This is a genomic window from Deltaproteobacteria bacterium, assembly GCA_018668695.1.
Taxonomy (GTDB): Bacteria; Myxococcota; XYA12-FULL-58-9; order XYA12-FULL-58-9; family JABJBS01; genus JABJBS01.
Genome location: JABJBS010000292.1, coordinates 25,763 through 47,339 on the forward strand (window position 1 = coordinate 25,763; position 21,577 = coordinate 47,339).

At 48.6% G+C, this 21,577-nt stretch carries 19 protein-coding genes; 14 read left to right on the forward strand and 5 right to left on the reverse strand.

Annotation, left to right across the window (positions count from 1 at the left end; genetic code table 11):
• Positions 1 to 135: 135 nt before the first annotated feature.
• The 5 genes from HOK28_15570 to HOK28_15590 all read left to right on the forward strand — a co-directional run bounded on the left by HOK28_15570 (position 136) and on the right by HOK28_15590 (position 7,733).
• Positions 136 to 1,401, forward strand: coding sequence for an O-acetylhomoserine aminocarboxypropyltransferase/cysteine synthase (locus tag HOK28_15570; GenBank protein MBT6434517.1), 1,266 nt, complete (start codon positions 136 to 138; stop codon positions 1,399 to 1,401).
• 170 nt (positions 1,402 to 1,571) lie between these two features.
• Positions 1,572 to 3,146 (forward strand): sulfatase-like hydrolase/transferase, encoded by a 1,575-nt coding sequence (locus HOK28_15575; protein ID MBT6434518.1) that lies wholly within the window; start codon positions 1,572 to 1,574, stop codon positions 3,144 to 3,146.
• 91 nt (positions 3,147 to 3,237) lie between these two features.
• Positions 3,238 to 4,869 carry a PQQ-binding-like beta-propeller repeat protein gene (locus tag HOK28_15580; GenBank protein MBT6434519.1) on the forward strand — a complete coding sequence of 544 codons (1,632 nt, stop codon included), beginning with the start codon at positions 3,238 to 3,240 and terminating at the stop codon, positions 4,867 to 4,869.
• Between the two features lie 156 nt (positions 4,870 to 5,025).
• On the forward strand, positions 5,026 to 6,312 hold the full coding sequence (locus HOK28_15585; GenBank protein MBT6434520.1) for an aminotransferase class I/II-fold pyridoxal phosphate-dependent enzyme: 1,287 nt from the start codon (positions 5,026 to 5,028) through the stop codon (positions 6,310 to 6,312).
• A gap of 74 nt (positions 6,313 to 6,386) precedes the next feature.
• Entirely contained in the window at positions 6,387 to 7,733 is a 1,347-nt protein-coding gene (locus tag HOK28_15590; protein ID MBT6434521.1) for an acyltransferase, read from the forward strand.
• A 52-nt stretch (positions 7,734 to 7,785) separates the two neighbouring features.
• On the opposite strand, the gene HOK28_15595 is transcribed toward HOK28_15590, so the two are convergent.
• The gene (locus HOK28_15595) at positions 7,786 to 8,799 is read right to left on the reverse strand and encodes an alpha/beta fold hydrolase (GenBank protein ID MBT6434522.1); all 1,014 of its coding nucleotides are present in this window, start codon (positions 8,797 to 8,799) and stop codon (positions 7,786 to 7,788) included.
• A gap of 268 nt (positions 8,800 to 9,067) precedes the next feature.
• Between HOK28_15595 and HOK28_15600 the strand changes: the two genes are divergently transcribed.
• The 6 genes from HOK28_15600 (at position 9,068) to HOK28_15625 (ending at position 12,752) form a co-directional block, all read left to right on the forward strand.
• Entirely contained in the window at positions 9,068 to 9,643 is a 576-nt protein-coding gene (locus HOK28_15600; protein ID MBT6434523.1) for a hypothetical protein, read from the forward strand.
• 19 nt (positions 9,644 to 9,662) lie between these two features.
• Complete coding sequence (locus HOK28_15605; GenBank protein MBT6434524.1) at positions 9,663 to 10,520, forward strand: hypothetical protein; 858 nt, start codon at positions 9,663 to 9,665, stop codon at positions 10,518 to 10,520.
• A gap of 87 nt (positions 10,521 to 10,607) precedes the next feature.
• Complete coding sequence (locus HOK28_15610; protein MBT6434525.1) at positions 10,608 to 11,066, forward strand: hypothetical protein; 459 nt, start codon at positions 10,608 to 10,610, stop codon at positions 11,064 to 11,066.
• Complete coding sequence (locus HOK28_15615) at positions 11,063 to 11,380, forward strand: hypothetical protein (GenBank protein ID MBT6434526.1); 318 nt, start codon at positions 11,063 to 11,065, stop codon at positions 11,378 to 11,380. Before HOK28_15610 ends, HOK28_15615 begins: the two co-directional genes overlap by 4 nt.
• Positions 11,380 to 11,700, forward strand: coding sequence for a hypothetical protein (locus tag HOK28_15620; GenBank protein MBT6434527.1), 321 nt, complete (start codon positions 11,380 to 11,382; stop codon positions 11,698 to 11,700). The genes HOK28_15615 and HOK28_15620 overlap by 1 nt, the downstream gene beginning before the upstream one ends.
• A gap of 128 nt (positions 11,701 to 11,828) precedes the next feature.
• Positions 11,829 to 12,752 (forward strand): hypothetical protein, encoded by a 924-nt coding sequence (locus HOK28_15625; protein ID MBT6434528.1) that lies wholly within the window; start codon positions 11,829 to 11,831, stop codon positions 12,750 to 12,752.
• Positions 12,753 to 12,837: 85 nt separating this feature from the next.
• Here HOK28_15625 and HOK28_15630 read toward each other — a convergent pair whose 3' ends face one another.
• From HOK28_15630 to HOK28_15640, 3 genes are all read right to left on the reverse strand, one after another.
• The gene (locus tag HOK28_15630) at positions 12,838 to 14,541 is read right to left on the reverse strand and encodes an acyl-CoA dehydrogenase (protein ID MBT6434529.1); all 1,704 of its coding nucleotides are present in this window, start codon (positions 14,539 to 14,541) and stop codon (positions 12,838 to 12,840) included.
• Between the two features lie 118 nt (positions 14,542 to 14,659).
• Positions 14,660 to 15,997: a TldD/PmbA family protein gene (locus HOK28_15635; GenBank protein ID MBT6434530.1), complete on the reverse strand. Its 1,338-nt coding sequence runs from the start codon at positions 15,995 to 15,997 to the stop codon at positions 14,660 to 14,662.
• Positions 15,994 to 17,379, reverse strand: coding sequence for a TldD/PmbA family protein (locus tag HOK28_15640; GenBank protein ID MBT6434531.1), 1,386 nt, complete (start codon positions 17,377 to 17,379; stop codon positions 15,994 to 15,996). Before HOK28_15640 ends, HOK28_15635 begins: the two co-directional genes overlap by 4 nt.
• A 151-nt stretch (positions 17,380 to 17,530) precedes the next feature.
• On the opposite strand from HOK28_15640, the gene msrB reads away from it, so the two are divergent.
• The gene (gene msrB, locus HOK28_15645; GenBank protein ID MBT6434532.1) at positions 17,531 to 18,595 is read left to right on the forward strand and encodes a peptide-methionine (R)-S-oxide reductase MsrB; all 1,065 of its coding nucleotides are present in this window, start codon (positions 17,531 to 17,533) and stop codon (positions 18,593 to 18,595) included.
• Positions 18,596 to 18,676: 81 nt separating this feature from the next.
• The gene (locus tag HOK28_15650; GenBank protein MBT6434533.1) at positions 18,677 to 19,435 is read left to right on the forward strand and encodes an alpha/beta hydrolase; all 759 of its coding nucleotides are present in this window, start codon (positions 18,677 to 18,679) and stop codon (positions 19,433 to 19,435) included.
• 23 nt (positions 19,436 to 19,458) lie between these two features.
• On the opposite strand, the gene HOK28_15655 is transcribed toward HOK28_15650, so the two are convergent.
• The gene (locus HOK28_15655; protein ID MBT6434534.1) at positions 19,459 to 21,168 is read right to left on the reverse strand and encodes a phosphatidylserine/phosphatidylglycerophosphate/cardiolipin synthase family protein; all 1,710 of its coding nucleotides are present in this window, start codon (positions 21,166 to 21,168) and stop codon (positions 19,459 to 19,461) included.
• Between the two features lie 254 nt (positions 21,169 to 21,422).
• On the opposite strand from HOK28_15655, the gene HOK28_15660 reads away from it, so the two are divergent.
• The coding region (locus HOK28_15660) for a hypothetical protein (protein MBT6434535.1) at positions 21,423 to 21,577 on the forward strand (155 nt) is incomplete at its 3' end.

Genomic DNA, 21,577 nt, shown 5'->3' on the forward strand with positions numbered 1-21,577 from the left:
CCATTTGAAGCTAACGGGAAACAGTCCAAAAATCGTTTTCATCTGGCTATTGATTCAAAATCGACTTTGGGTATTTTTAAGCATCGAGAACGATTGAGGTCTCGATAATCTTTACTAGACCGGAGTTTAAATTCGATGAAATTAGATACGCTTGCGATTCATGCTGGATACGAAACTGATCCAACAACCAAGTCTGTTGCAGTACCGATCTACCAAACGGTAGCTTATGAGTTTGATAATGCTCAGCATGGGGCTGACCTCTTTAACCTCGCCGTGCCCGGTAATATTTACACCAGAATTATGAACCCGACTGCGGACGTATTGGAAAAACGCGTTGCAGAGATGGAAGGCGGAGTCGCAGGACTCGCAGTAAGCTCGGGTAGCGCAGCTGTAAACTATTCGATTCTTACCCTTGCGAAAGCCGGCAACAACATTGTCTCGGTCCCCCTGCTTTATGGCGGTACATACACGTTATTTGCTCACATGCTGCCCAGCCAGGGAATCGATGTACGCTTCGCTGAAGATGATAGTCCAGCGGCACTCGAGAAGCTGATAGACGACAAGACTTCTGCGGTTTACTGCGAGAGTATTGGTAACCCTGCTGGTAACATCGTCGATCTTGAAGCCATTTCTACCATGGCGCACAAACATGGTGTTCCGGTGATTGTAGACAACACTGTAGCGACGCCGATGCTGATTCGTCCGATTGAGCATGGCTGCGACATTGTGGTTCATTCATTGACGAAATACATCGGTGGACATGGTAACTCTTTGGGCGGGCTCATCGTTGATTCAGGTAAGTTTCCATGGGCGGAAAACGCTGAGCGTTTCCCTATGCTAAATGAGCCTGAAGCCTCTTACCATGGTGTGGTTTACACCGAGGCACTCGGGCCAGCAGCCTATATTGGTCGCGCGCGTACAGTTCCGCTGCGCAACACAGGTGCAGCGATCAGTCCACTGAATGCGTTCTTGATTCTTCAAGGCTTGGAAACACTGGCCCTTCGTATGGAGCGCCATTGCGATAACGCATTGACGGTTGCGAAGTTTCTTTCGGATCACGACAAGGTTGAGTGGGTTGAGTACGGTGGTCTTGAGACATCGAAGTACCATGACCTCGCGAAGAAGTACGCCGACGGTAAGCCTTCGGCACTGCTTACCTTTGGAATCAAGGGTGGCTTTGAGGCGGGGGTTGAGTTTTACGATAAGCTCAAGCTCTTCAAGCGTCTTGTGAATATCGGTGATGCGAAGTCATTGGCAGCGCACCCGGCATCCACAACCCACCGTCAGCTCACAGAGGATGAACTGAAAACAGCAGGCGTTGGTCCAGATATGATCCGCTTGTGTGTGGGTATCGAGGCCATCGATGATATCATTGGTGATCTGGAGCAAGCACTTGCTTAAGCCTTAAACGGTTTTCGATTGAAGTGAATGACCTCTCCCCGCTTTTCAACGGCAGGGAGAGGTTTTTTTGTTTTCTCCTGCTAAAAATTGTGGTGCGATGATGCGTGGAGAATGTTGATGGCTTATCTTTTGTAGACCAGCGGGGGACCAAGTTGCCTGAGAACATCGTCATGATAGTTACCGACCAAGAGCGGGATTCCGGCAATTTTGAGTCCGCGGGTATGGCTTCGTTTCGGGAAAACTGTTTGCCGGCTCGGAGACGGTTATTTTCTGAAAGCATTCGATTTAATCAACACCGCGTCAGTACAAGTGCATGTGTTCCAAGCCGCGTCTCTTTATTGACCGGTTATTCGCCATGGGTACACGGAGTCAAGCAGACCGACGGTTTTGCTAAATTTCACGACGACCCTCAACTCAACTGGCTTCCTTCAGATCGTATTCCCACTTTAGGACATCGTTTCCAAGCTCATGATTGGGATTCCGTCTATTTCGGTAAATGGCATTTGTCTTATGCCAACTTACATCATGAGCAAGGTGCTGTGGTCAGCGCAACGGAGCCTACTGTCTATCAAGCGGCCGACCCACTGGCTGCTTATGGTTTTAATGAATGGGTAGGACCTGAACCGCATGGGGCAGATATTAAAAACTCAGGACTGTTTCGCGACGAAGGTTATGTGACGCAGGCTCAAGAGTGGTTACGAAGCAGAGCAAAGGTTCAAAATGATGCGCCGTTTTTACTGGTTATCAGTCTAGTCAATCCCCATGATATTGTCTTTTGGCCTCCATGGTCGTTGTGGCAATCGAAGTTTTTGGAGTTAGATGGCATTCCTCATATAGGTGAGGCAGCTTCGCAAGCCTGGATTCCGAAAGAGGAAGCAGCTGTTTTGCGCGCCTATCGTAAGCAGTATGCTTCAGCCTATGGGCCCGCGTCCATTGTGAATTGGTTATACGATAGAAACCCGGAGAGGTACCGTAAGTTTTATTGCTCACTTTTACGCCGCAGTGACCGGCTCCTTGGCCAAATTTTAAACTGCCTCGATGAAACTCAATTACGAGCATCGACCCATGTTGTAATGACTTCCGACCATGGTGAGCTTTTGGGCGCGCACGGAGGACTCCATCAAAAATGGTACAATGCATATGAAGAGACGATACGGGTGCCCTTAGCGATTTCTTCACCGAGGCACAGTCAAAGAGCGGGGGAAATTGTGGAAAGGTGTTCCGATCACTTAGACCTTGTCCCCACATTGTTAAGTCTGGCGGGCTTACCTGAGAGTTTACCGGGATCTCTTTGTGAATCATTTGAAAGTGTACCTGCACTCTCAGGAGTGGATTTACTCAATAGCCCAGCGCCAAAGCCATCCTACTTTGTAACCCACGACCATATTCTTGAGGGCAATCACCGCGAGGCAGCTTTTGGTCGACGGTTTCCCTGGTTCGGCGCTATTTGGCCGATGAAGTATAAGCCACTGGAAGCACTCAATACGGCTGTGGAGTCGGTCACAGAGCACGTGAGTGATTCAAGCGGTGCAACTAGGCTCTGGAAACTTGTGAGATATTTCTCTCCAGAAGAAGACTGGGCACATGACTCTGATGAATGGAGTCTTTTCAATCTTGATGAGGATCCCAGCGAAATGGACAATTTATTCTCCGATACAAGTTTTGGCCATGTGCGTGACCAATTACTGACGAGTTTAGAAAGCTGCCGGGAAGGTAGCCTCGCTTCGCGTAAAGAGTCCAAATAAGGTCTTTCTTTATGGTGATTAAGAACGCGAGTGAGCTAAAGTAAAGCTGGGGTACCAGAGAGTGCCTCCAGTTTAGGGAAGGGTTTAAAATATGTCGACTGGGTCTTTGTGGGTAAGTTGGATGACATTGGTGCTCATGGTTTTGGCGGCGGGGTGTCAAGATGACACTGCCGGGGCAGAACCAGATGAGCCCCAATCACAAGTATTAACGTGTACTCCTGAACAAAACAGCCCTTACGACTCGACCACACCATACCTTGGTATTCATGGTGATGCCGGTAACAGTGATATTGTTCCATGCGAAAGTGCAAATGCTTTTGAGGAGGCGTGGCATGTGCTGAAAGGGCACGCGATTGCGCAACCGAATACATTCAGCCCCGATGGTTCCACCACATATGTTACAGCTTTTCCCAACGCCGAGGACCCGTGCAGTCTTTTTGCACTTAACGCTGAAACAGGAGAAGTGCAGTGGTGTAAGGAGCTGGCGCGCAACATCGCCGGTGGGTCCGTAGAAGTTGATTCCAAAGGTATGCTCTACGTGGCGGCAGATGCGAAGATATTTTCCTATACACCGGACGGCGAAGAGCGTTGGGTCACGCCGCTTGATGGTGCCGATGGTTTAGACTTAGGCCATCGACCCTTTGGACTTCATTTTACCCAAAGCGGCTACGTTACGACCGTGACAATCCCGGGGAATGTATTTTTATTGGACCGAGAAACGGGCTCTATAGCGCTTCGTTTTGATGTAGCCGCGGAATATGGTTTTGTGGCGCCGGAGCCTGCACTGCCTGCCGGAATCGATATACTTTCGTTTTTTCCGAAATCTGTTGAAGATGATTTTGTTGCTGCATTCGGCACCAAAGAATCCGCGAATATTACCCTCGGCAACTTTCTCGGTGTTAGCGGCAATTTCACGGATAACACAGTGGCTGTTTCCATACGCGATGAGATTTATGTGCAAGGTGGAGGCCCTACCGCCGCCGACGGGTCCATTATTCAGCTTATCTTAACTGAATCCGATACAGGACCCACTTTGGAAAAAGGTTGGTATATTCTCGCGGAAGGTGGCAGCGCCGCCAGTCCATCCATAAGCCGCAACGGCCGCTACATGGTGATGAGCGATGGTGCATCCACGGGGACGGCTATGAGCCAAGCTGAAGGTTCCGCTTATGTTATTTTGGTCGACCTTGAGGCCTGCAATGCCAACACAGATTCAGAACCCGACCCGAATGTGTGTGGCAGGCTCAAGAGGGTAGAGCTTGAACGAGGTTCAATGTCTGGAGCACCTCCCATCGCGGATGATGGTACGGTCTATTACTGGGAGTCGGGTTTGGACTTTGCAAACTTTTACGAAAATGGTGACTTATTCAGTTTCGGCCCAGATCAAGAAAAGGTTTCCAAGAGATTCGATGCCGACCGAGATTGGTCATCGGTGATGACGGTTACGAATAATCATCTCATTGGCTCAACGACTTCTTACGTAGAGTCAGAAGAGATGTTGATGACAAATGTGTTACCTGCGACGACTGAGAATTATTTGTCGATCTATGACCGTCAAACTCTGGAACCAGTTTGGGAAGCGCCGCTAACAGATGACTCTACCTCCACGACCACAATCGATAAGTCAGGCTCCCTCTACGTTACGCTTTTCGGGCTGCTGAACATCATCGCCACGGAAGAACGCCCAACGCTTGGGTTGGTTAAGTTTAAGGCAGTGCAATAGGATATAGCCCGTTTGGGTATCCTGGTTTTGCAAAGGTTCATGGGGGTTTTCGCCACTAGAAAACTTGAAGATTTTAGACATTTCCCGCTTCGCAGACTCTAGCCTGAGAGGGTGAGATCCGCTATAGGCCAAGCTCACTCTAAGAGGAGTCCTAAGATGCATGCACTTGCCGAAGAAGCCAACGCAGCCCTCCCAGAGCGCATTTGCGCTATGCTCTCGAATAAAGGAAAGAAGATTTTCTTCCCCAGTAAAGGGATCTTAGGCCAGAGTGCAGAAGCCAAGGGGCGTAAAATCAACGCGACCATAGGTATCGCCTTGGAGGATGACGGTTCACCTATGCGCTTGCCGGGCTTAGAGTCACAAATCGAAGTTGAACCAAAAGATGCGTTTCCCTACGCGCCCAGTTATGGGAAGCCGCAATTAAGAGATCGCTGGCAGGGAATGATTCGGGAGAAGAACCCGGCACTGGGCGATACGATGATCAGTCGGCCCGTCGTTAGCCAAGCCCTCACTCACGCATTAAGTATCTGTGGTTACCTGTTTCTAGATCCTCAAGACGAGGTCATTTTACCAGACCTTTATTGGGGTAATTATCGGCTCGTGTTCGCTCACGGTCACGATGCAGTCTTAAAAACTTACGACACTTTTCAAAACGGAGCCTACAACGTTAAGGGTCTCGAGGCTGCACTGGCTCAGGGCGAGGTAGGTAAAAAGGTTGTTGTTTTGAATTTCCCAAACAACCCAACGGGCTACACTTGCACACCGGCAGAGGCTGAGGCCATTCGAGACACCTTGGTTGCGTCTGCTGAGGCAGGCAACAACGTTGTCGTTATGATTGACGACGCTTACTTTGGTCTTGTTTACGAAGACGGCGTTTATACCGAATCGGTTTTTTCGCTCTTAGCGGATGCACATCCTGGTATTCTCGCAGTGAAGATTGATGGTGCTACGAAGGAAGATTATGCCTGGGGCCTTCGGGTTGGTTTTATCACTTACGCTTTCAAGGGTGCAGATGCTGCGGCCATGAAGTCTTTAGAAGATAAAACAGCAGGGGCTGTGCGTGGAAATATCTCCAATGCTCCGCACCTCTCACAGTCGCTTCTTTTAAAGACCTACGGTGACTCGGCATTTTCTGACTGGAAGAAAGAGAAGTATGAAATCTTGGCTCAGCGTTATGCTGAAGTAAGAAGCATTCTCAAGGACCACCCAGAATATGCAGAGAGCTTTGCACCACTGCCGTTCAATTCCGGTTACTTCATGTGTGTGAAGCCGGTGAAGGCAGATCCTGAAGCTGTTCGACAGGTATTGCTTTCTGATTTTGATACAGGGCTCATTGCAACGGCAGGGCTTTTACGCGTAGCGTATTCGTCGGCCCCTAAAGCGGTCTTGGCTGAGCTATTCGCGAATCTACATGCCGCGTGTCAGAAGGTTGCTGGAGCATAACTGTTCCAATGACATGCCCGGTTTGAGTGACGTTTTTGGTATGGGCTAACTTAAACTTTCTAAGGGTGCAGCCCATGGTTAACGAGAGAACCGACCGCCTAAAACGTGCATTCTCACTGAATCGCAATATTCGCGGCCTCTTCATTCGACCAGCGCATCACGAACCCGTCATCGATGGGTTTAGAGCCTTCGCCATATTAACCGTCTTCGCTTACCACTGGCTCTGGTCGGCTCAGCTCTTTATCGCTGATACCTACGAGCAGTATCTCGAATATCCGATTTACATCAAATGGCTCGAGCGGGGAGAGACCTCGGTTGACTTGTTCTTTGTTGTGAGTGGTTTTCTCATCGGGCAGCTTCTTTTCTCAGAATACCAGAAACGTCAAACCATAAATCTGAAACGGTTTTTTACGAGGCGCTTCTGGCGGCTGATGCCTATTTACTGGTTTGCGCTTGGGGCTTCGGTAGTAGGCCTGTTGATAGCGCCTGGCCCAAACAAGGTATTTGATAGAGCGGTGAAGAATAATATTGAATACGTGTGGTCAAATTTACTTTACGTAAACAATTTCATTGAGCCACAAAACCAATTCTTTGGTCATGCTTGGTCACTGGCGGTGGAAGAACAATTCTATTTCATTTTCCCCTTTCTGATTTTAGGATTTTTTAAATTCAATTTATATAAAGCTCCGATCCGTTCCATCCTGGGGGTCCTGGCCCTCTACGGCATCGCCCGTGGAGGTGCACAATGTTACGCCTTGGAAGTGATGGTGCGTGAATGTGGATCGCCCGTCGCTCAAAGCCTGGCGGAGCTTGAAAAGAATCACCTCACCAGCTTTGTGTCTGATTTGAATTATTGCCTTGGGCTTTACCAATGGGATTACGTTTACGACAATATGTATACCAAATTCGTTACGCTCTTTGCTGGGGTCGTTGCCGGCTACATGCAAGTGTTTAGCAAGGCGCATCTCGAAACATTCTTCCTGAGACCTGTGGCACCGAATGTTTGTGGGGTCCTTGCGCTCTCTGGGTTCTGGATTGGTTTTTTCGACCTGTTCCTCATAACGGACCCCTTGATGCTTCGGGTCTTCAGGAGCTTTTTCTCGCAAACCATCTTCAGTTTCGGCACGGCGTATTTGATACTCTTTTGTATTTACTCGAAGGGTAGATTTGCCAGAAGCCTTGGCCGTGTGCTTGGTGCTCGGTTGTTCTATGTCATCGCGCAGCTATCGTACTCAATGTATCTATTCCACATTGTGATCATACTGGGCGTTTATCAGCTTATGATGGATGCATCACCGGGCTTAACCCTTACGCAGCTCATCGAAAGTGCTGCGCCAATCACCCTGGTTCTTACTCTGGTTTTTTCTGCGGGGACCTATCTCTTTATCGAGAAACCGTTCATGAATTTTAGAAAAGATTGAATCCCAAATAAAGACTTGTTGGCAACGTTGCTCGGCACAAGAGAAACATGGCCTAGTGAGGTAAGTGGCTATCAAAGAAGTCGAGATAGGCTTCCATATAGGTTTCTCTATCGACTTCATTGAGTAGCTCGTGCCAATCGCCTTCATGAACCACTAAAGAACACTGCTCTGGATAAATAGCATTGATACCGTCGCAAAGAGCGGGGTGGGATGAATCGTCTACCCAATGCTCGTCACCGGCTGATTGAATGAAAAAGGGTACTCGAATATCGGCGAGAGAAGCCATCATGGAGTCGATTGCATTGATAAAAGCGAGACCTGCTCCCCAAGTTGCTGAGCCGATTATCGTGAGTGGGTCATCGGCGAATTGGTCGTAGAGTTCGCAGTCATGGGTAATCTTGGCCTCTTCACACGTGGCTATAGGGCTGCCGTCAGACGGAATGACAGGTTGTTCAGAATTACCTTGTGCAACTTGATCCGTCGCTAGGATACGAGCTGTCTCCACATCGATGCCGCCAGGGAAAAGAAGGCCCCACATGGGTGATGAGAAAGCGGCGGCCACTGCGAGATCTGGCTCAAGCTGAAGGGCGCGAACAACTGCTAGGCTTCCCATGCTGTGGGCTAGGATGAACCGGGGAAGTGTCTCATCCGTAAGTTGATGAACCACTTCCTGGAGGTCACAGGAAAATTCAGTATCCACATTATTCACATGAGCTCTCGTCCCGTCAGAGCGTCCTTGGCCGATATGGTCATAGAATACAATGTTGATATGCCGGTCGATGAGAGGAATTAGGTGATGGTACTTGTCGGTGTATTCACTTCTGCCGGTCGAAAAAATAAGAGTGGCGTAGGCCTCGTCGTCATCGGTCCACTTGTTGTAAGAGATGCTGTTTCCTTCGCATCCATCGATAAAGCCTGATTCAAATGTGCGGGTTGGAAATGCATTTTCTGCGTTGGTCTCAGTGTTTGTACCGGGCGCCGTCTCGGTCTCGGTACCCGCGCAGCCAAACGTCAAAGCGGTGACCATGCAGAAAATTCCGGCTACATGAGTTGGGTTTAGATTCATCTTATTATCTCCATATTCATCGGATTGAGGTGTACAAGAATAGTAGACGCTGAGCGTTGCGAGAACATAACAACGTACCTCCGTCGATTCGGATCCCTTACAGCTCTCAACACGCATTTACCAACAGTTAAGCTTGTAGTTCTTGAGCAGATGTTGAGGCGGGGCGTTACTCGGCGAGTTTCTTAAGGTGTGGGTGTTTGTGAGGCCATAAATCGCGATCCAGCAATATCGCGCTTAATATTTTCTCGTTTTTCGATTAGCATGGCTCATGCTTAGTGAGCTGAACAATATCAAGGCTGTAGTCTTGGACTTCGACTGTACGATTACCAAGGAACACACCGGAGGTCGGGCTGCTGGCCCTTCTTTTCTGGAAAATGAGTATATTCATAATAATACAAAGAATGGATTCTCAGAGTTTATTCGTGGCGCCATCCGTCGTCAGTGGCACATTTATATTGCAACCTATGGAGACGATAGCTTCGCGTGGAACGATGAGGAAGTGGCGGGTCACGCACTCATCGAGCGTTATATGCAGTACCATTTTGGAAGGGACCAATCAGTGTTCCGAAGTCCCGAACGAGATGGTGAGGGAACGATTACAAAATATCATAATGTTATTGCAAAGTTTTCAGGCGACCGAAAAGCTTATCATTGGTCGCTGATATTTGAGCAACTAAAGAATCAGGTTCAAGCCCACGAAATTCTGTTTTTGGACGACGATGAGGGAAATATTGGATATGCCCAGGAGGCAGGCTGCCAAGCCGTCGTTCAGGGCTCAAAAGAGCATGCGGCTCTGATATGCGCCAATGAAAACGTTTTCGAACTTTTAAATATTAATTTATAACCAAGTGATGGAGGTGGCTATGCTCTGGAGTAAAACCATTGGGTTTGGTGTGGCAGGGAATTTTACCGGGCATCTTGAGCAAGCAGGCGAGGCAAGTGACTTTCTTGATGTAAAGGTTTCCGAGGCAGCTGCTCCTAAAGGAATCTTCCCGTTTTATATTCCCCACGATGGCGAGCCAGGTAAAGAATCCCATTTTTTAAACTGTATGCCGGTCAGTTCGGATAAAATTATCCTGGGCTCTTTAGAGGAAAACCATCAAATCGAACCAGAACTCTCTTTAAGTTGTGAACTCGTTTATGAAAACGAGAAGGTTACCGATATCATTCCCAAGCTGGCAATGGCTCACAATGACTGTTCTATCCGCCGAGCCGGGGCCAAGAAGATCAGTGAAAAGAAGAACTGGGGACCCGCATCGAAGGGAACCTCGTCTCAACCCATCGCCATCGATAAATTTGCTGAGGGAGGCGTGTTAGACCGCTGCCGATTAGCCTCATTTTTGTGGAGAGAGGGAACACTTTACCCCTACGGGCTTGATTCTGAAATTACGGGTTACAGCTATTTTTACCAGACGCTCGTGGATTGGCTCGTGGTTCGGATGAACACGCAACGCGATGAGGGTCCACTTGAGGATATTCCACGGTGGATTAGCCGGGCAGGGTATCCAAAGGAAGCGCTCGTGAGCGTTGGAGCCACTCGCTATACGGAGTTTGGAGAAACTCATTTTCTACGACCAGGCGACCATTCAGTGGTGGTGCTCTATGATGGTGAGAAATGGGCGAGCGAGGACATCGCCCAGGTAGCACTGGACCCGAAGTGCTCTGAGTACCAAGGGTTGTCAGTTTTAAATCAACGGGTTGAAGCTCCGGTGGTTAGATAGTCTTTTTTTAGAGTGAGAGTTGAATATAACTAGCTAGCCGTCGTCCCAGGCTAGTAAAATTCGAAATATCCAAAAATGGAGCAAGATGTGTGGAAAGTCATAGGTAGGCATGCCTGGCAATGTGCATTGGTTTTGAGTTTGAGCGTATTGAGCAGTGGATGTGTCTTTTTGCATTCCGTTCAGTTGAGCGAGGTCGATTCGAAGGTGGTTCTCGAAGGCAAGCGGTTTGAGATTCGTATCAGTGAGCAAGGCTTTAATCTTCAGGAAGGCGCGAAGCTGGTTGAGGCATTTGCGAATACTGCTGGTCAAGCAAAAGGTATTCGGGAGGCCTCTCAAATTATCGCATTGTTTCAAATGGGTCCCAAAACAGGAAACCCTGTATTCAGCGATGATTACACCGACGACTTGATTCATCAATTAAAATTAAAATGCCCCAGTGGCCGGATCAGTGGACTGTCTTCAATTCGTGAGACGTCAAAATACCCAGTTGTAAGTGGCGAAATAGTGAAGCTGATTGGCTACTGCTTAGAGGGAGAGAACACGTGATAAAATCTATTGTTACAAGTTTAATATTGAGTTTTACTTTGGTTGGTTGCGTCCACCTTGGCTCGGTATCCACTTCGAGTATTCCCGCGGATAGAAGCCGCCCTGTTGAGGTTGAGAGATTTCAATTTTTGCCATTTCTGATTAGCTTTAGCACGAGCTATGTGAACGATTTGGCGTTGGATCTGGCCGAGCAGTGTCCTAATGGAAAAGTTGAAGGCGTGCTCACCAAGCAAGAGTTGCTCACCTATGTTCCGCTTTTTGCACATGCGTATAGGATCACGGCTTCTGGGTATTGCGTATCGGGAGTGCAGTGATGATCTATTGTATCAAAGCTTTTGCGCTTGTTCTTATGTTTATCACAATGGGCTGCACCCACGCGTTGCATCAAAATCATACATCCGACTACCAGTTGGACCGCCCATTCAATGACTATCGCTTTATTCAGTCTCGGCAGGAACAATTTGTAGTGATGGGGATGATTGGGGAAACAGATTACGCGAATGCAGCATTCGCAGATCTTAAAAAGCAGTGTCCAAACGGAACGATTACGGGAATTCAAACCCGCCACAGCACCAGTCACGGCTTTTTTTCCTGGACCAATGTGATTCTTATGCAGGCTTACTGCAGCGAATAGGCATTTTTAAGTAGCCATACCCTTTCCAGCTCAATATTCTCTCAAGGTTATCGTCTTTCCTATCTAGACAGGTTCGTTTTCCGCGCTTATGGGCGAGGAAAATAACTTAAGAATAAGGATACTTTGCCATGACTCGAATAATATTAAACCGCGTTGTCCAACTTCTCTTGATTATAGGCCTTGCGTTTAGCAGCACTGCTTGCGGCTCTTGGGAGACCAAAGAAGATTGGCGAGGTGGAATCTGGGCCGATGATGAACAAGCTGTGCTGGCTTTTAAAGACATTTTCGAGCGGCGCCGTGAGTTTGGTGCTTCGAATTACTCGACCCGTAACCACAGACTTCAGGTTTTCACGGCTCAGGCAAACAACCTCAATAGTCGAACGGCCATCGGACCTCGCCTACCAGGAATTTTGGACAGTGCTTGGTTCATGAACAGCGCCGGCTATCTGATTGTTGGACATACGCAGCCGGTATCGGAAGAGTTCACCGAAGGCAATTATCGTTACCAGCGTCGGAATATTATTTTTCAAAAGATGACGCTGGATGGGTCAACCACTGAGATTGCTTCTTCTAATGCGATTTACATGAAGGGCTGTAATGGAGCTGGGAGTATGTCGGGTGTGATTCCTGCGGTTCAAGTGATCCCGAGCCCAGATGGTGATGTTTTGGCGGTTGTTGAAACCAGCGAAGACTGTACCAGCATGTCCGGTACGCTCACATTTAAGAATGCGAATGATTTAACGACGATTGGTGATAGTTACATTTTGAACTTGGAGCTAAGCCAAAACGCGTTCGCATTTCTAGATCTCGGCACTGCATGGCTAGATTCCAATGAGTTTTTTGTAGGGCAGGGAAGCGGCTTTGGTCAGTTTACATTCAGCGGCTTTAAGTACACGCCGAACCAGCCAGCTGTGGCCGTTCAGGGCCTTGGAGAGTCTTGTCTCATGCCTCAGACCACGAGTGGTCTTAACTGGAAAAGCTATCTTAATGTGAACGATTCAGGAATTTCTGAAGGCAGCGCTTACGATATGGAATTTGGTTGCGCCGAGTAATTGCGCAGGTATCTTCAGGTGAATAGGGCGAAACGATAGATTCGTTTACGCCCACTCAGCCATTCTTTCACTCTATGTGAATCATCTACGGGTTCATCGTATAAAGGTCTTTGAGAGTGTAGACCGATTCTTCCCAGACGCGGTTGAAGCGAGTAGCATCATTGACCGGCTTTTGAATCATCTCTTTGAAGAGCACTTCTTGATCATCACTGAGATCTTGGTTGAGAACCATCTGAAGCGCATATTCAGAATAGTCTCGGACCATAAAGTTGAAAATCGCATCTACAATGTCTTCGCTAACATCATAGATTTTCGCGTTTTCGAGAATCAGCTGCGAGTAGGCGATGAGTGTAAACAACTCACCTGCGCCCAGCATAAAATCCATATTCTTTGCTTGCTTGGGAGTAGGGGGCGCCTTCATCAGTGTCTTCTTGAATGTGGCCAGCTGGTTTTTAAAGATGTCTAGGTTCGGTGTAGACATACCTTCAAAGGCCAGCGCGTGGTCAGGGAATTTAATGGTTCCAAGTCCGCCAGATGCTTGGTTGAAAAGGTAGCTGTCGTTCTTCACGCCGTCCATCTTCGCCACTTCGGGGTAATCGATGTTCCCAAAGAAGTAGTTCTGGATGAACTTGACGATGAGTGCCATGTTGACATGAACCGTGCCTTCCAGTTTGGGCAGCATACCGATATCTCGGATGGCCATTTCGAAATAGGTGTCTTGCTCGAAGCCTTTGGCCGCAATGACGTCGTGGAGCATTCCTACAACTTGCTCTCCTTGGCCGGTGACCTTCATTTTCATAATCGGATTATAAAGCAGGTAACGACGGTCATCGTCGGATGCAACTCGCATATAATCTGCTGCTCTTGCACCAAATAGCTTCATGGCCACCAACCGAGCGTAAGACTCGGTGAATAGCTTTTTCACATGGGGGAAGTCGGTAACGTACTGCCCGTATAGCTTACGATTGGCAGCATGGTTGATTGCCTCGTAGAGGCAGTGCGTAGCGATACCAATTGAAGCAAACCCAAGCTCATATTTACCAACATTGACGGTGTTGAGTGCAGAGTTCCAAGCTTCTTGGCCTACGGTGAGAATGTCTGCATCGGTGATAGGATAATCCGTGAGGGTAAACTCTGAGACAAATGCTTGCCGAACCCCTGACGTCTCGATTTTCTTAACACATTCATATTGTTCATGGTCACTTCGAACGGTGAAAAATACATACTCTTTGGTTTCCTCAATCATGCCGAAGGTTGAAACCATTGCGGCAACATTGCCGTTGCCAATGTAATACTTACTGCCGTTCGCGAGATAGGTACCGTCTTCTTGTTTTTTAAGAATCATTCCCGTGGAATAAATGTCCGCGCCGTGGTTTCGCTCCGACAGGCCAAAGGCAAAGACGCCACCGTTTTTAAGAAGGTTCGCAGCTTTATGCTTTAGCTCCTCGTTCTTGCCCATCCAGATAGGGCCCAAGCCAAGAATCGTTACTTGCCAAGTATACCAATAGCAGAGTCCGTAAAATCCTAGAATCTCGTTGAACTCACTGATGCGCCACATGTCCCAACGTGAATCGTCTGCGCCGTAACCCTCAGGAGTGAGAAGAGTCGAGAAAACCTCGTTCTCTTTTACAAAGTTTAAAAAGTCGTCGTACCAAATTGCGCTTTGGTCATCTTTCTTAATCTGAGTAAGACCCTTGCCTTCAAAGAATGCGATGGTCTTTTCTGCAATCTCTTGTGAGCGTTTGTCGTTGTGGCTGCGTTTGTAGTCATGTGGATTCAAGAGCTGCATAGTTTCTCCCGGGAAAAGAGCGCCAGACCGCATCACGAGCGAGGCGCTTAGGTTAGTCAGGTGATAGAAAGAAGCGAGGTGAACTGCAAGGAATGTTCGATGATTGCTGGCAAGACTTTTAAGCCCCAGCCACGCTCAGCTTGTCGAAACGTATCAGTGGCGCAAAGAATGACCGAGAATGGTCTGAATGCGTGGTGTCACCAATCGCTGAAATTTCTTGCAACATTTTATAAAAGTTCCCGGCAACTGTAACGCCTCGAACAGCTTGTTTGCGTTCTCCATTCTCATGAAGAAACCCGCTGGCTCCGAAGGAGAAGTCGCCACTGATGGCATTGGCACCCGAATGTACACCTTGGAGGCTGACCAGCTCGAGGTAGGTTCCTGATTTAAGGTCCTTCTCAGTTTGGCTTCCGGTACCGATACAAAGGTGGCTCGGTGACACCGAGAGTGCGCTCTTGGTTCCGCGGGCCGCATTTGCAGTATTAGCAGTACCAAAGAAGTTGGCCGTGGCACTGTTGTGGAGAAAAGTCGAAAGCTTACCAGCTTCAACGATAGGCGTTCGAACCGTTGCAAATCCTTCGCTGTCGAAAGCCTGCAGCGCAAAGCCGCCATCAACGGATGGGTCGTCGAAAAGCGAGAACTCAGAATGAGCGATGGTTTCGCCAATCTTTTCTCGAAGTGGATTCAGACCCTTCATTGCGGATTGCCCAGACCAACACATGCCAAAGGCAGAGAGTAAATCGTTGAGACAATCGGTGGTAAAGACCACTTCATAGGCTCCGGTAGAAACTGGGGTGCCGGTGAGTAAGTCCTTGGCCGTTTCATAGGCTTCATCGGTTACGCGCTGAGCACTTAATTCTTGAAATTGACGACCCACTTCATAGCCAAGGTGCATCGATTGCTGACCCTCTTGGTCCAGGAGAGCATAGGTGTAACAGCTTACTTGGCGCTCCTGGTGGGAACACGTATGACCTAAAGTGTTGGCCATAGAGATCTCGTAATTGATTTCGGAAAAGGCATTGTAGGGCGCTTTGGCGGGGATATCTCGTCCCTCAAGCCCACTCTCAAGTGCTAAAGTGAGTGCCACTTTTTCTTCTACGGTGGCCTCGTCCTCTAAGCAGGTTCTACTGGACCAATCTGCAATCTTTTGGTCGTTGGCACAGATCTTCTCATTCGGATCCTCTTTGGCATAACCCGCATTTTCAATGGCGGTTTGGACCATGGTCTCTAGGCTCGATGGCTCAACGGATTCGGAATAACTTGTGCCGACTTGGTCACCTTGCACAACTCGAATACCAACGCAGCGCGAAGAGGTCACTTTATACTCGGAAAGTTCTCCGCGGTCTGCCTTGAGACCAAGTTGCTCTTCTTGTGTCAGAATGACATCCGCATCGACATTCTTATCCTTAGCGATTTTTATAACAGAGTCTAAAATTTCACGATTGGTACTACTCATGACTGACCTCCAACGAGAATTTTGTCTACTTTCAAAGCGGGTTGGCCAACAGTGGTGGGAACTGCTCCACTCACTGAACCGCACATGCCGGCAGCGAGTTCTAAGTCGGACCCAACCATGCTGATTTCTTTCAATACCTTGGGCCCGGTGCTGATAAGCGTTGCCGATTTAAGTGGGCCAGCAATCTTACCATTCTTGATCAGATAGCCTTCTTGGACGTTGAAGTTAAACTCGCCGGTGCCGGGTTGAACGGAGCCGCCGCCCATTTTCTTGGCGTAGATTCCGTGCTCAACGCTTGCCAACATTTCGTCCAAGTTGGAGTCGCCTGCTTCGATGAAGGTGTTACGCATCCGTGAGGCCGGAGCGAATTTGTAGCTCTGCCGTCTTCCTGAACCCGTTGCTTCAAAGCCAGTTTTCATGGCTCCTACACGGTCGACCATAAATGACGTAAGCTTACCGTCTTTGATAAGCTGCGTGCGTTTGGTTGGCATGCCCTCGTCGTCAATATTGATAGAGCCCCAGGCATTTTCGAGCAGGCCGTCGTCTACGGCGCTGACCACGGGGTTTGCAATCATCTCACCCATCTTGTCATGAAAAACCGAGGCTTTCTTTTCGACGGATGTGGTTTCGAGTAGGTGGCCACAGGCCTCGTGGAAGATAACACCGCCAAAGCCGTTGCCAATCACTACTGGCATTTCGCCTGACGGACAATCGTCAGCATGTAATTTGATCAGTGCTTGCTTGGCGGCTTGTTGTGCCAGGTCTGCTGCATCGTGGCCGGTGTTAAACTCCCAGCCTTGTAATGCGCCAGGAGCAACATAACCAGAGGATTGAAGCCCTGAGTCTTCTGCTACTGCGGTGGCAGCAATCCGGCAGTAATGGCGAACATCTTGGGCATGAAGGCCGTCTGAGTTGAAAATCTCTACGGCTTGCTCACGTTGAAGAACACGACCGATAAATTGTTGAATGTGATTGTGCTCTGCTCGTGCGGAGACATCCATTCTTTTCAGGAAGTCCACTTTTGAGTCGATGTTTGAACTTGCAGAAAGTGGGTGTTGGACCGGGTGGCGGTCGGCAAGATTCTGCTTGGTAAACTGGGTGCTACGTTTCTCACCTTTATCGTCGAGCTGAGCTGCGATGAGAGAGATTACGCGGAGCAATTCTTCCTGAGCAGTGTGGTTCGTGTATCCGTAGAGCACGCTCCTACCCACGACCATTCTAATACCCACACCGAAGTCGATACCTGAATTTATTTTCTCGATTTTACTGGAAAGCAGTTCTACCTCGGTGATTTTTTGATTCTCAACAAAGAGATCCACAAAATCAGCACCGAGAAAAAGTCCACGGTCGATAACCGCTTGAGCTACGCTGGAATTCAACATCTTTATCTCCTCTAGACGTCCAGTCTGCTTTTATTTGAGCGGTTGTCAACGGCCATATGTGGTCAATTGAAGGGAGATGGAATATCTGTTCCTTGTAGCCGGTTATCAGGGGAACTGAGCCAAGGAACGGGAGTCAGTGATGAACAAGCAAATGGTATTCACAGCCTTCGGAGCAGCGGTTTGTCTGCTGGCCGTAGGGATGAGCTCGGCCCAGGCCGCCAAGGATGGTTTCTCGGAAAAAGGTGAACAAAAAGCCACATTTGCGGGTGGCTGTTTTTGGTGCATGGAGCCTCCATTCGAGAATATCGGCGGGGTCAAAAGCGTGATCTCTGGTTATACCGGCGGTCCGGAGGTGAACCCAACCTACCGAGAGGTGGCGGGTGGTAAGACCGGCCATACCGAGGCCGTTCAAATTACATACGACGCTAACCTGGTTAGTTTTGATAAGTTACTGGACATTTTTTGGCGCAGTATGGACCCCACGGATCCTCATGGGCAGTTTGCCGACCGCGGGACCCAGTACCGTCCAGGTATATTTTTTCACAACGAGGGCCAACAAGCGAAAGCTTTGGCATCCAAGGTAAGCCTAGAGAAATCAGGTGTTTTCTCGAAGCCTATCCGGGTGGAAATCACTGAATTCACGGTATTTTACCCAGCTGAAGAATACCACCAAGACTACTACCGAAAAAATGAATCTCACTACAAACGGTACCGCCGCGGGTCGGGGAGAGAGGGCTTCTTGAAACGGGTATGGAAAGACCAAAAGAAAAAGTCGATTCGGTATGTGAAGCCGGATGTCTCTCAAATCCGCGCGATGCTGACACCGCTTCAATTCAAAGTGACGCAGGAAGAGGGGACCGAAAGACCGTTTAAGAATGCTTATTGGAATCATAAAAAAGAGGGCATCTACGTTGATATTGTTTCTGGAGAACCTCTCTTTAGCTCGAAGGATAAATTTGTGTCGGGTACAGGTTGGCCATCGTTTGTGCGCCCTTTAGTCCCAGAGCATGTTACCGAGCACCGCGACGCATCCTTTTTTAGCGTGCGAACGGAGGTTCGTTCGGCCTACGGGGACTCTCACCTTGGCCATGTTTTCAATGATGGTCCGAAACCAACAGGTTTAAGGTACTGCATCAATTCTGCAAGTTTAAGGTTTGTACCGGTTGATGAACTCGCCGCAGCAGGCTACGAAGAATTCTCGAAGTTTTTTCGTTAGCCTCATTGTGATGAAGGGCGATACTCAGTGAGAATTATCATTGGGGTTCTACTCGGCGTCCTGTTTGTAGGAGTCTTAGCCATGAGTTTTGATGGCGCGCTGATTTTTTACCCATCTTTGTATCCAGAAGGAAATTGGGAGACTCAAGGGCGTGGCTCGTGCGCTGCTGAAGATGTTTTTTTTGAGGCTGAAGACGGTGTCACCACTCATGGGTGGTTTTTGAAAAATGAATCATCTGACAAAGTCCTTGTTTACTACCATGGTAACGCGGGAAGTATTGCCGACCGTTTCGAGTGGGGCTGTCAGCTCACCCAAGCAGGCGTAAGTGTGTTGATGGTCGAGTATCGGGGCTACGGAAAGAGTTCCGGCAAGCCGAGTGAAAAAGGATTCTACCGCGACATCGAGGCCGTGTGGCAGTGGCTAACAGGCGCAGCTGGTTTTTCTTCCCATGACATCGTTCTGTATGGGAAATCCCTTGGCGGTGCGGTGGCTACGGAGCTTGCCCTTCGTCACGAACCGGGTGCGTTGGTGCTTCAGTCGACCTTTACGAGTATTCCGGATATGGCCCAGAAGCTCATCCCTGGTGTGCCTAAGTTTCTCGTTCCTACGAAAATGGATTCGTTAAAGAAGCTACCAAGTATCCGGTGTCCGGTTATGGTTGTCCACAGCCAGCAAGATGAGATTGTACCATTCTCAATGGGGCAATCTCTGGCCCGTTCAGCGACAAACCTTCATGCCTTTGCGCATTATACAGGTTATGGTCACAATGATTTAGTGATGGGTAAAGGTGAGGACATTGTCTCGCACATTAAAGCGCTCGTCGGTTCTTTCTCTCGTTGAACAGTCTGTCTCATAATAAGATATTATCTAAAAATAGAGCGTTGCGAATCTATACTGGGAGCAGGCGAGAGCACATTTGTGTCTTGTGGTTGCATCCACGAATTTACAGGCAGCAGCTTGCTCTTTGAAGAGGAGGGGCCAACCATGACGCGGCGGGGTTCGTCGTTGAGGTGAGGGCTTACAAGGCTGCGATAACTGTTGGCGAAGAGATTGTAGAAAAAGGTGATCACTGCGGTTTTGATTTGTGTCCACATGCTTTCATTCTGAAGCGATGCCAATGTGACTTCGTCGCAAGCACCGTCATCGAGTGAATGCTTAAAAACTTTGTCTTCGATACTCGCCGCCAGTTCTTTGCTGTGAATGAGAGCGATGTCGTCCCAACCGCGCTCCCACGAGTTGAACTCTGCTTGACCGCTGGAGCTGAAGACAACCTCTGAATCGGCGACCATAAATTTACGATGGGAGTAATTCTTCAATTCGAATATCTTTATATTCGGCTCAGAAAGAATCCCTTCGTAGTATTGCCGGTAGATATGCCAGCTTGGCTCGAAGTCGATTCCATCTTTGGAGTTGGTGATCAGACGTATTTTAACGCCTCGCTTAGCGGCTTCGGTCAGTGCTTCGTGGAACTCCGCTACATGGACGTAGGCCATTTCAATATCCAAAGTTTTTTCAGCGCCGTGAATAATAGCCAAGAGGTTTTGTTGCATTTCGCCAGGGCCCCAAGGTGCACCGTGGGTAAGTTTAACAGGCATTTTCCCAGCGACTTGTGCTGCGGGAAAATATCGTTCGACGAGGTCTGCATCGTTGGTGCCGGGCTCCAGTGATTTATCTCTATCAATCCAGCTTTGTAGAAAGGCAGCTTGTAGATTGTGAAGGGCGGGGCCTTGAATCTTCATTCCAAAGTCTTGGTATTCGGGTCGAAGCATTTCAGGCGTGATCACAAATGCAGGTTCGCCAACGCCTGTGCCGGGTGAGAAGGCAGCTTCTCTAGCTGATTTGAGAGACGTGGTTTCACTGGCTTTGGTAAAAGCATCCCAATATGCATCATTGGCGAAGTACTCGTCTCCAATACATGAGGCACCGACCAAGGCGGTGGTACCATCGATGATGATTGTTTTTCGATGTTCCAACCCATGCTCAAGTGGTGAACTGAGCTTCAGATCGATGCCCGCATCTTCAAGACGTTTCAGATTTTTGCGTCCTTGACTCCACGGATAGGAAGCATCGCTCATCCCGGCATCGACCAAGACTCGAATGGCCATTTCAGGATTTTCTCGCTTCTTCTCGATGAGGAGATCCACAAGGTATTGACCGAAGTGTCCACCGTCGAAGGTTAGCATTGCAATATGAATAGAGTCCTTGGCGTTCTTAATCTCGGGGATGACAAATTCGGTAAAATAGGCTCGGTCCAAAGCAACATCGACCTGGTTTCCGACGCTGGTTTTCCCGTAAGCGATCAGGTCACTCGGATTAATAGTGGTGCCCTTGGCAGCCTCAGCACGAAGTTTGAGCATGTGGCTAATCATCTCAGCGCTGCTTTTATCGGTGGGATGATCGACCAGCCGGCCTGTATTGAGGATTAATTGGGAGGGCTCAGCTCGAGTAGCGGGTTCCGCGGTTACACCTAAACGCTTTGAACCAGATGCCGACACCGTCTGCATGTTTTTGCCAAGGCCTTGTAATGGTTGAGCTTTTGGTAGGCTGAGATTGGGTTGAATGTTCTGCAGCATGGTAAAATCCTCGGTTAGGTGTCAGCCATATTATCGGCGGATTTGACCCATGTGTTGCGAGTAATTTGGGGCATTGCGTTAAAGTATCGAGAACCTCCTGGGTTTTGGCTTTTGGTACTGAATGACTGGAGGGTGCGAGAGATGAAAATTCGATTTGGGAACTCACGAAAGCTAAAATTTCACCCTTAAAGAGTCACCCCATTGAATCGGTCTAGAGGTTACCTTTAAGCTATGCGGAGAGGGAGAACATTAGAATGAGTTCAGAAGTACATGTGCACCGTAAGCTACCGTCTACTGAGGTTTATGCCTGCTCGAAAAAGGAAGCTAAATCCTTGTTCGAAGAAATGGATGAGTTGGCCATTCATTTTGGGGAAGAAACTCATTTTGAATTCGACAAAGGCGTTCACCA

Excerpts from the sequence above, each read along its gene's own strand:
- HOK28_15570 (MBT6434517.1), top strand. The coding sequence starts at position 136 with ATGAAATTAGATACGCTTGCGATTCATGCTGGATACGAAACTGATCCA.
- HOK28_15575 (MBT6434518.1), top strand. The coding sequence starts at position 1,572 with ATGATAGTTACCGACCAAGAGCGGGATTCCGGCAATTTTGAGTCCGCG.
- HOK28_15580 (MBT6434519.1), top strand. The coding sequence starts at position 3,238 with ATGTCGACTGGGTCTTTGTGGGTAAGTTGGATGACATTGGTGCTCATG.
- HOK28_15585 (MBT6434520.1), top strand. The coding sequence starts at position 5,026 with ATGCATGCACTTGCCGAAGAAGCCAACGCAGCCCTCCCAGAGCGCATT.
- HOK28_15590 (MBT6434521.1), top strand. The coding sequence starts at position 6,387 with ATGGTTAACGAGAGAACCGACCGCCTAAAACGTGCATTCTCACTGAAT.
- HOK28_15595 (MBT6434522.1), bottom strand. The coding sequence starts at position 8,799 with ATGAATCTAAACCCAACTCATGTAGCCGGAATTTTCTGCATGGTCACC.
- HOK28_15600 (MBT6434523.1), top strand. The coding sequence starts at position 9,068 with ATGCTTAGTGAGCTGAACAATATCAAGGCTGTAGTCTTGGACTTCGAC.
- HOK28_15605 (MBT6434524.1), top strand. The coding sequence starts at position 9,663 with ATGCTCTGGAGTAAAACCATTGGGTTTGGTGTGGCAGGGAATTTTACC.
- HOK28_15620 (MBT6434527.1), top strand. The coding sequence starts at position 11,380 with ATGATCTATTGTATCAAAGCTTTTGCGCTTGTTCTTATGTTTATCACA.
- HOK28_15625 (MBT6434528.1), top strand. The coding sequence starts at position 11,829 with ATGACTCGAATAATATTAAACCGCGTTGTCCAACTTCTCTTGATTATA.
- HOK28_15630 (MBT6434529.1), bottom strand. The coding sequence starts at position 14,541 with ATGCAGCTCTTGAATCCACATGACTACAAACGCAGCCACAACGACAAA.
- HOK28_15635 (MBT6434530.1), bottom strand. The coding sequence starts at position 15,997 with ATGAGTAGTACCAATCGTGAAATTTTAGACTCTGTTATAAAAATCGCT.
- HOK28_15640 (MBT6434531.1), bottom strand. The coding sequence starts at position 17,379 with ATGTTGAATTCCAGCGTAGCTCAAGCGGTTATCGACCGTGGACTTTTT.
- msrB (MBT6434532.1), top strand. The coding sequence starts at position 17,531 with ATGGTATTCACAGCCTTCGGAGCAGCGGTTTGTCTGCTGGCCGTAGGG.
- HOK28_15650 (MBT6434533.1), top strand. The coding sequence starts at position 18,677 with ATGAGTTTTGATGGCGCGCTGATTTTTTACCCATCTTTGTATCCAGAA.
- HOK28_15655 (MBT6434534.1), bottom strand. The coding sequence starts at position 21,168 with ATGCTGCAGAACATTCAACCCAATCTCAGCCTACCAAAAGCTCAACCA.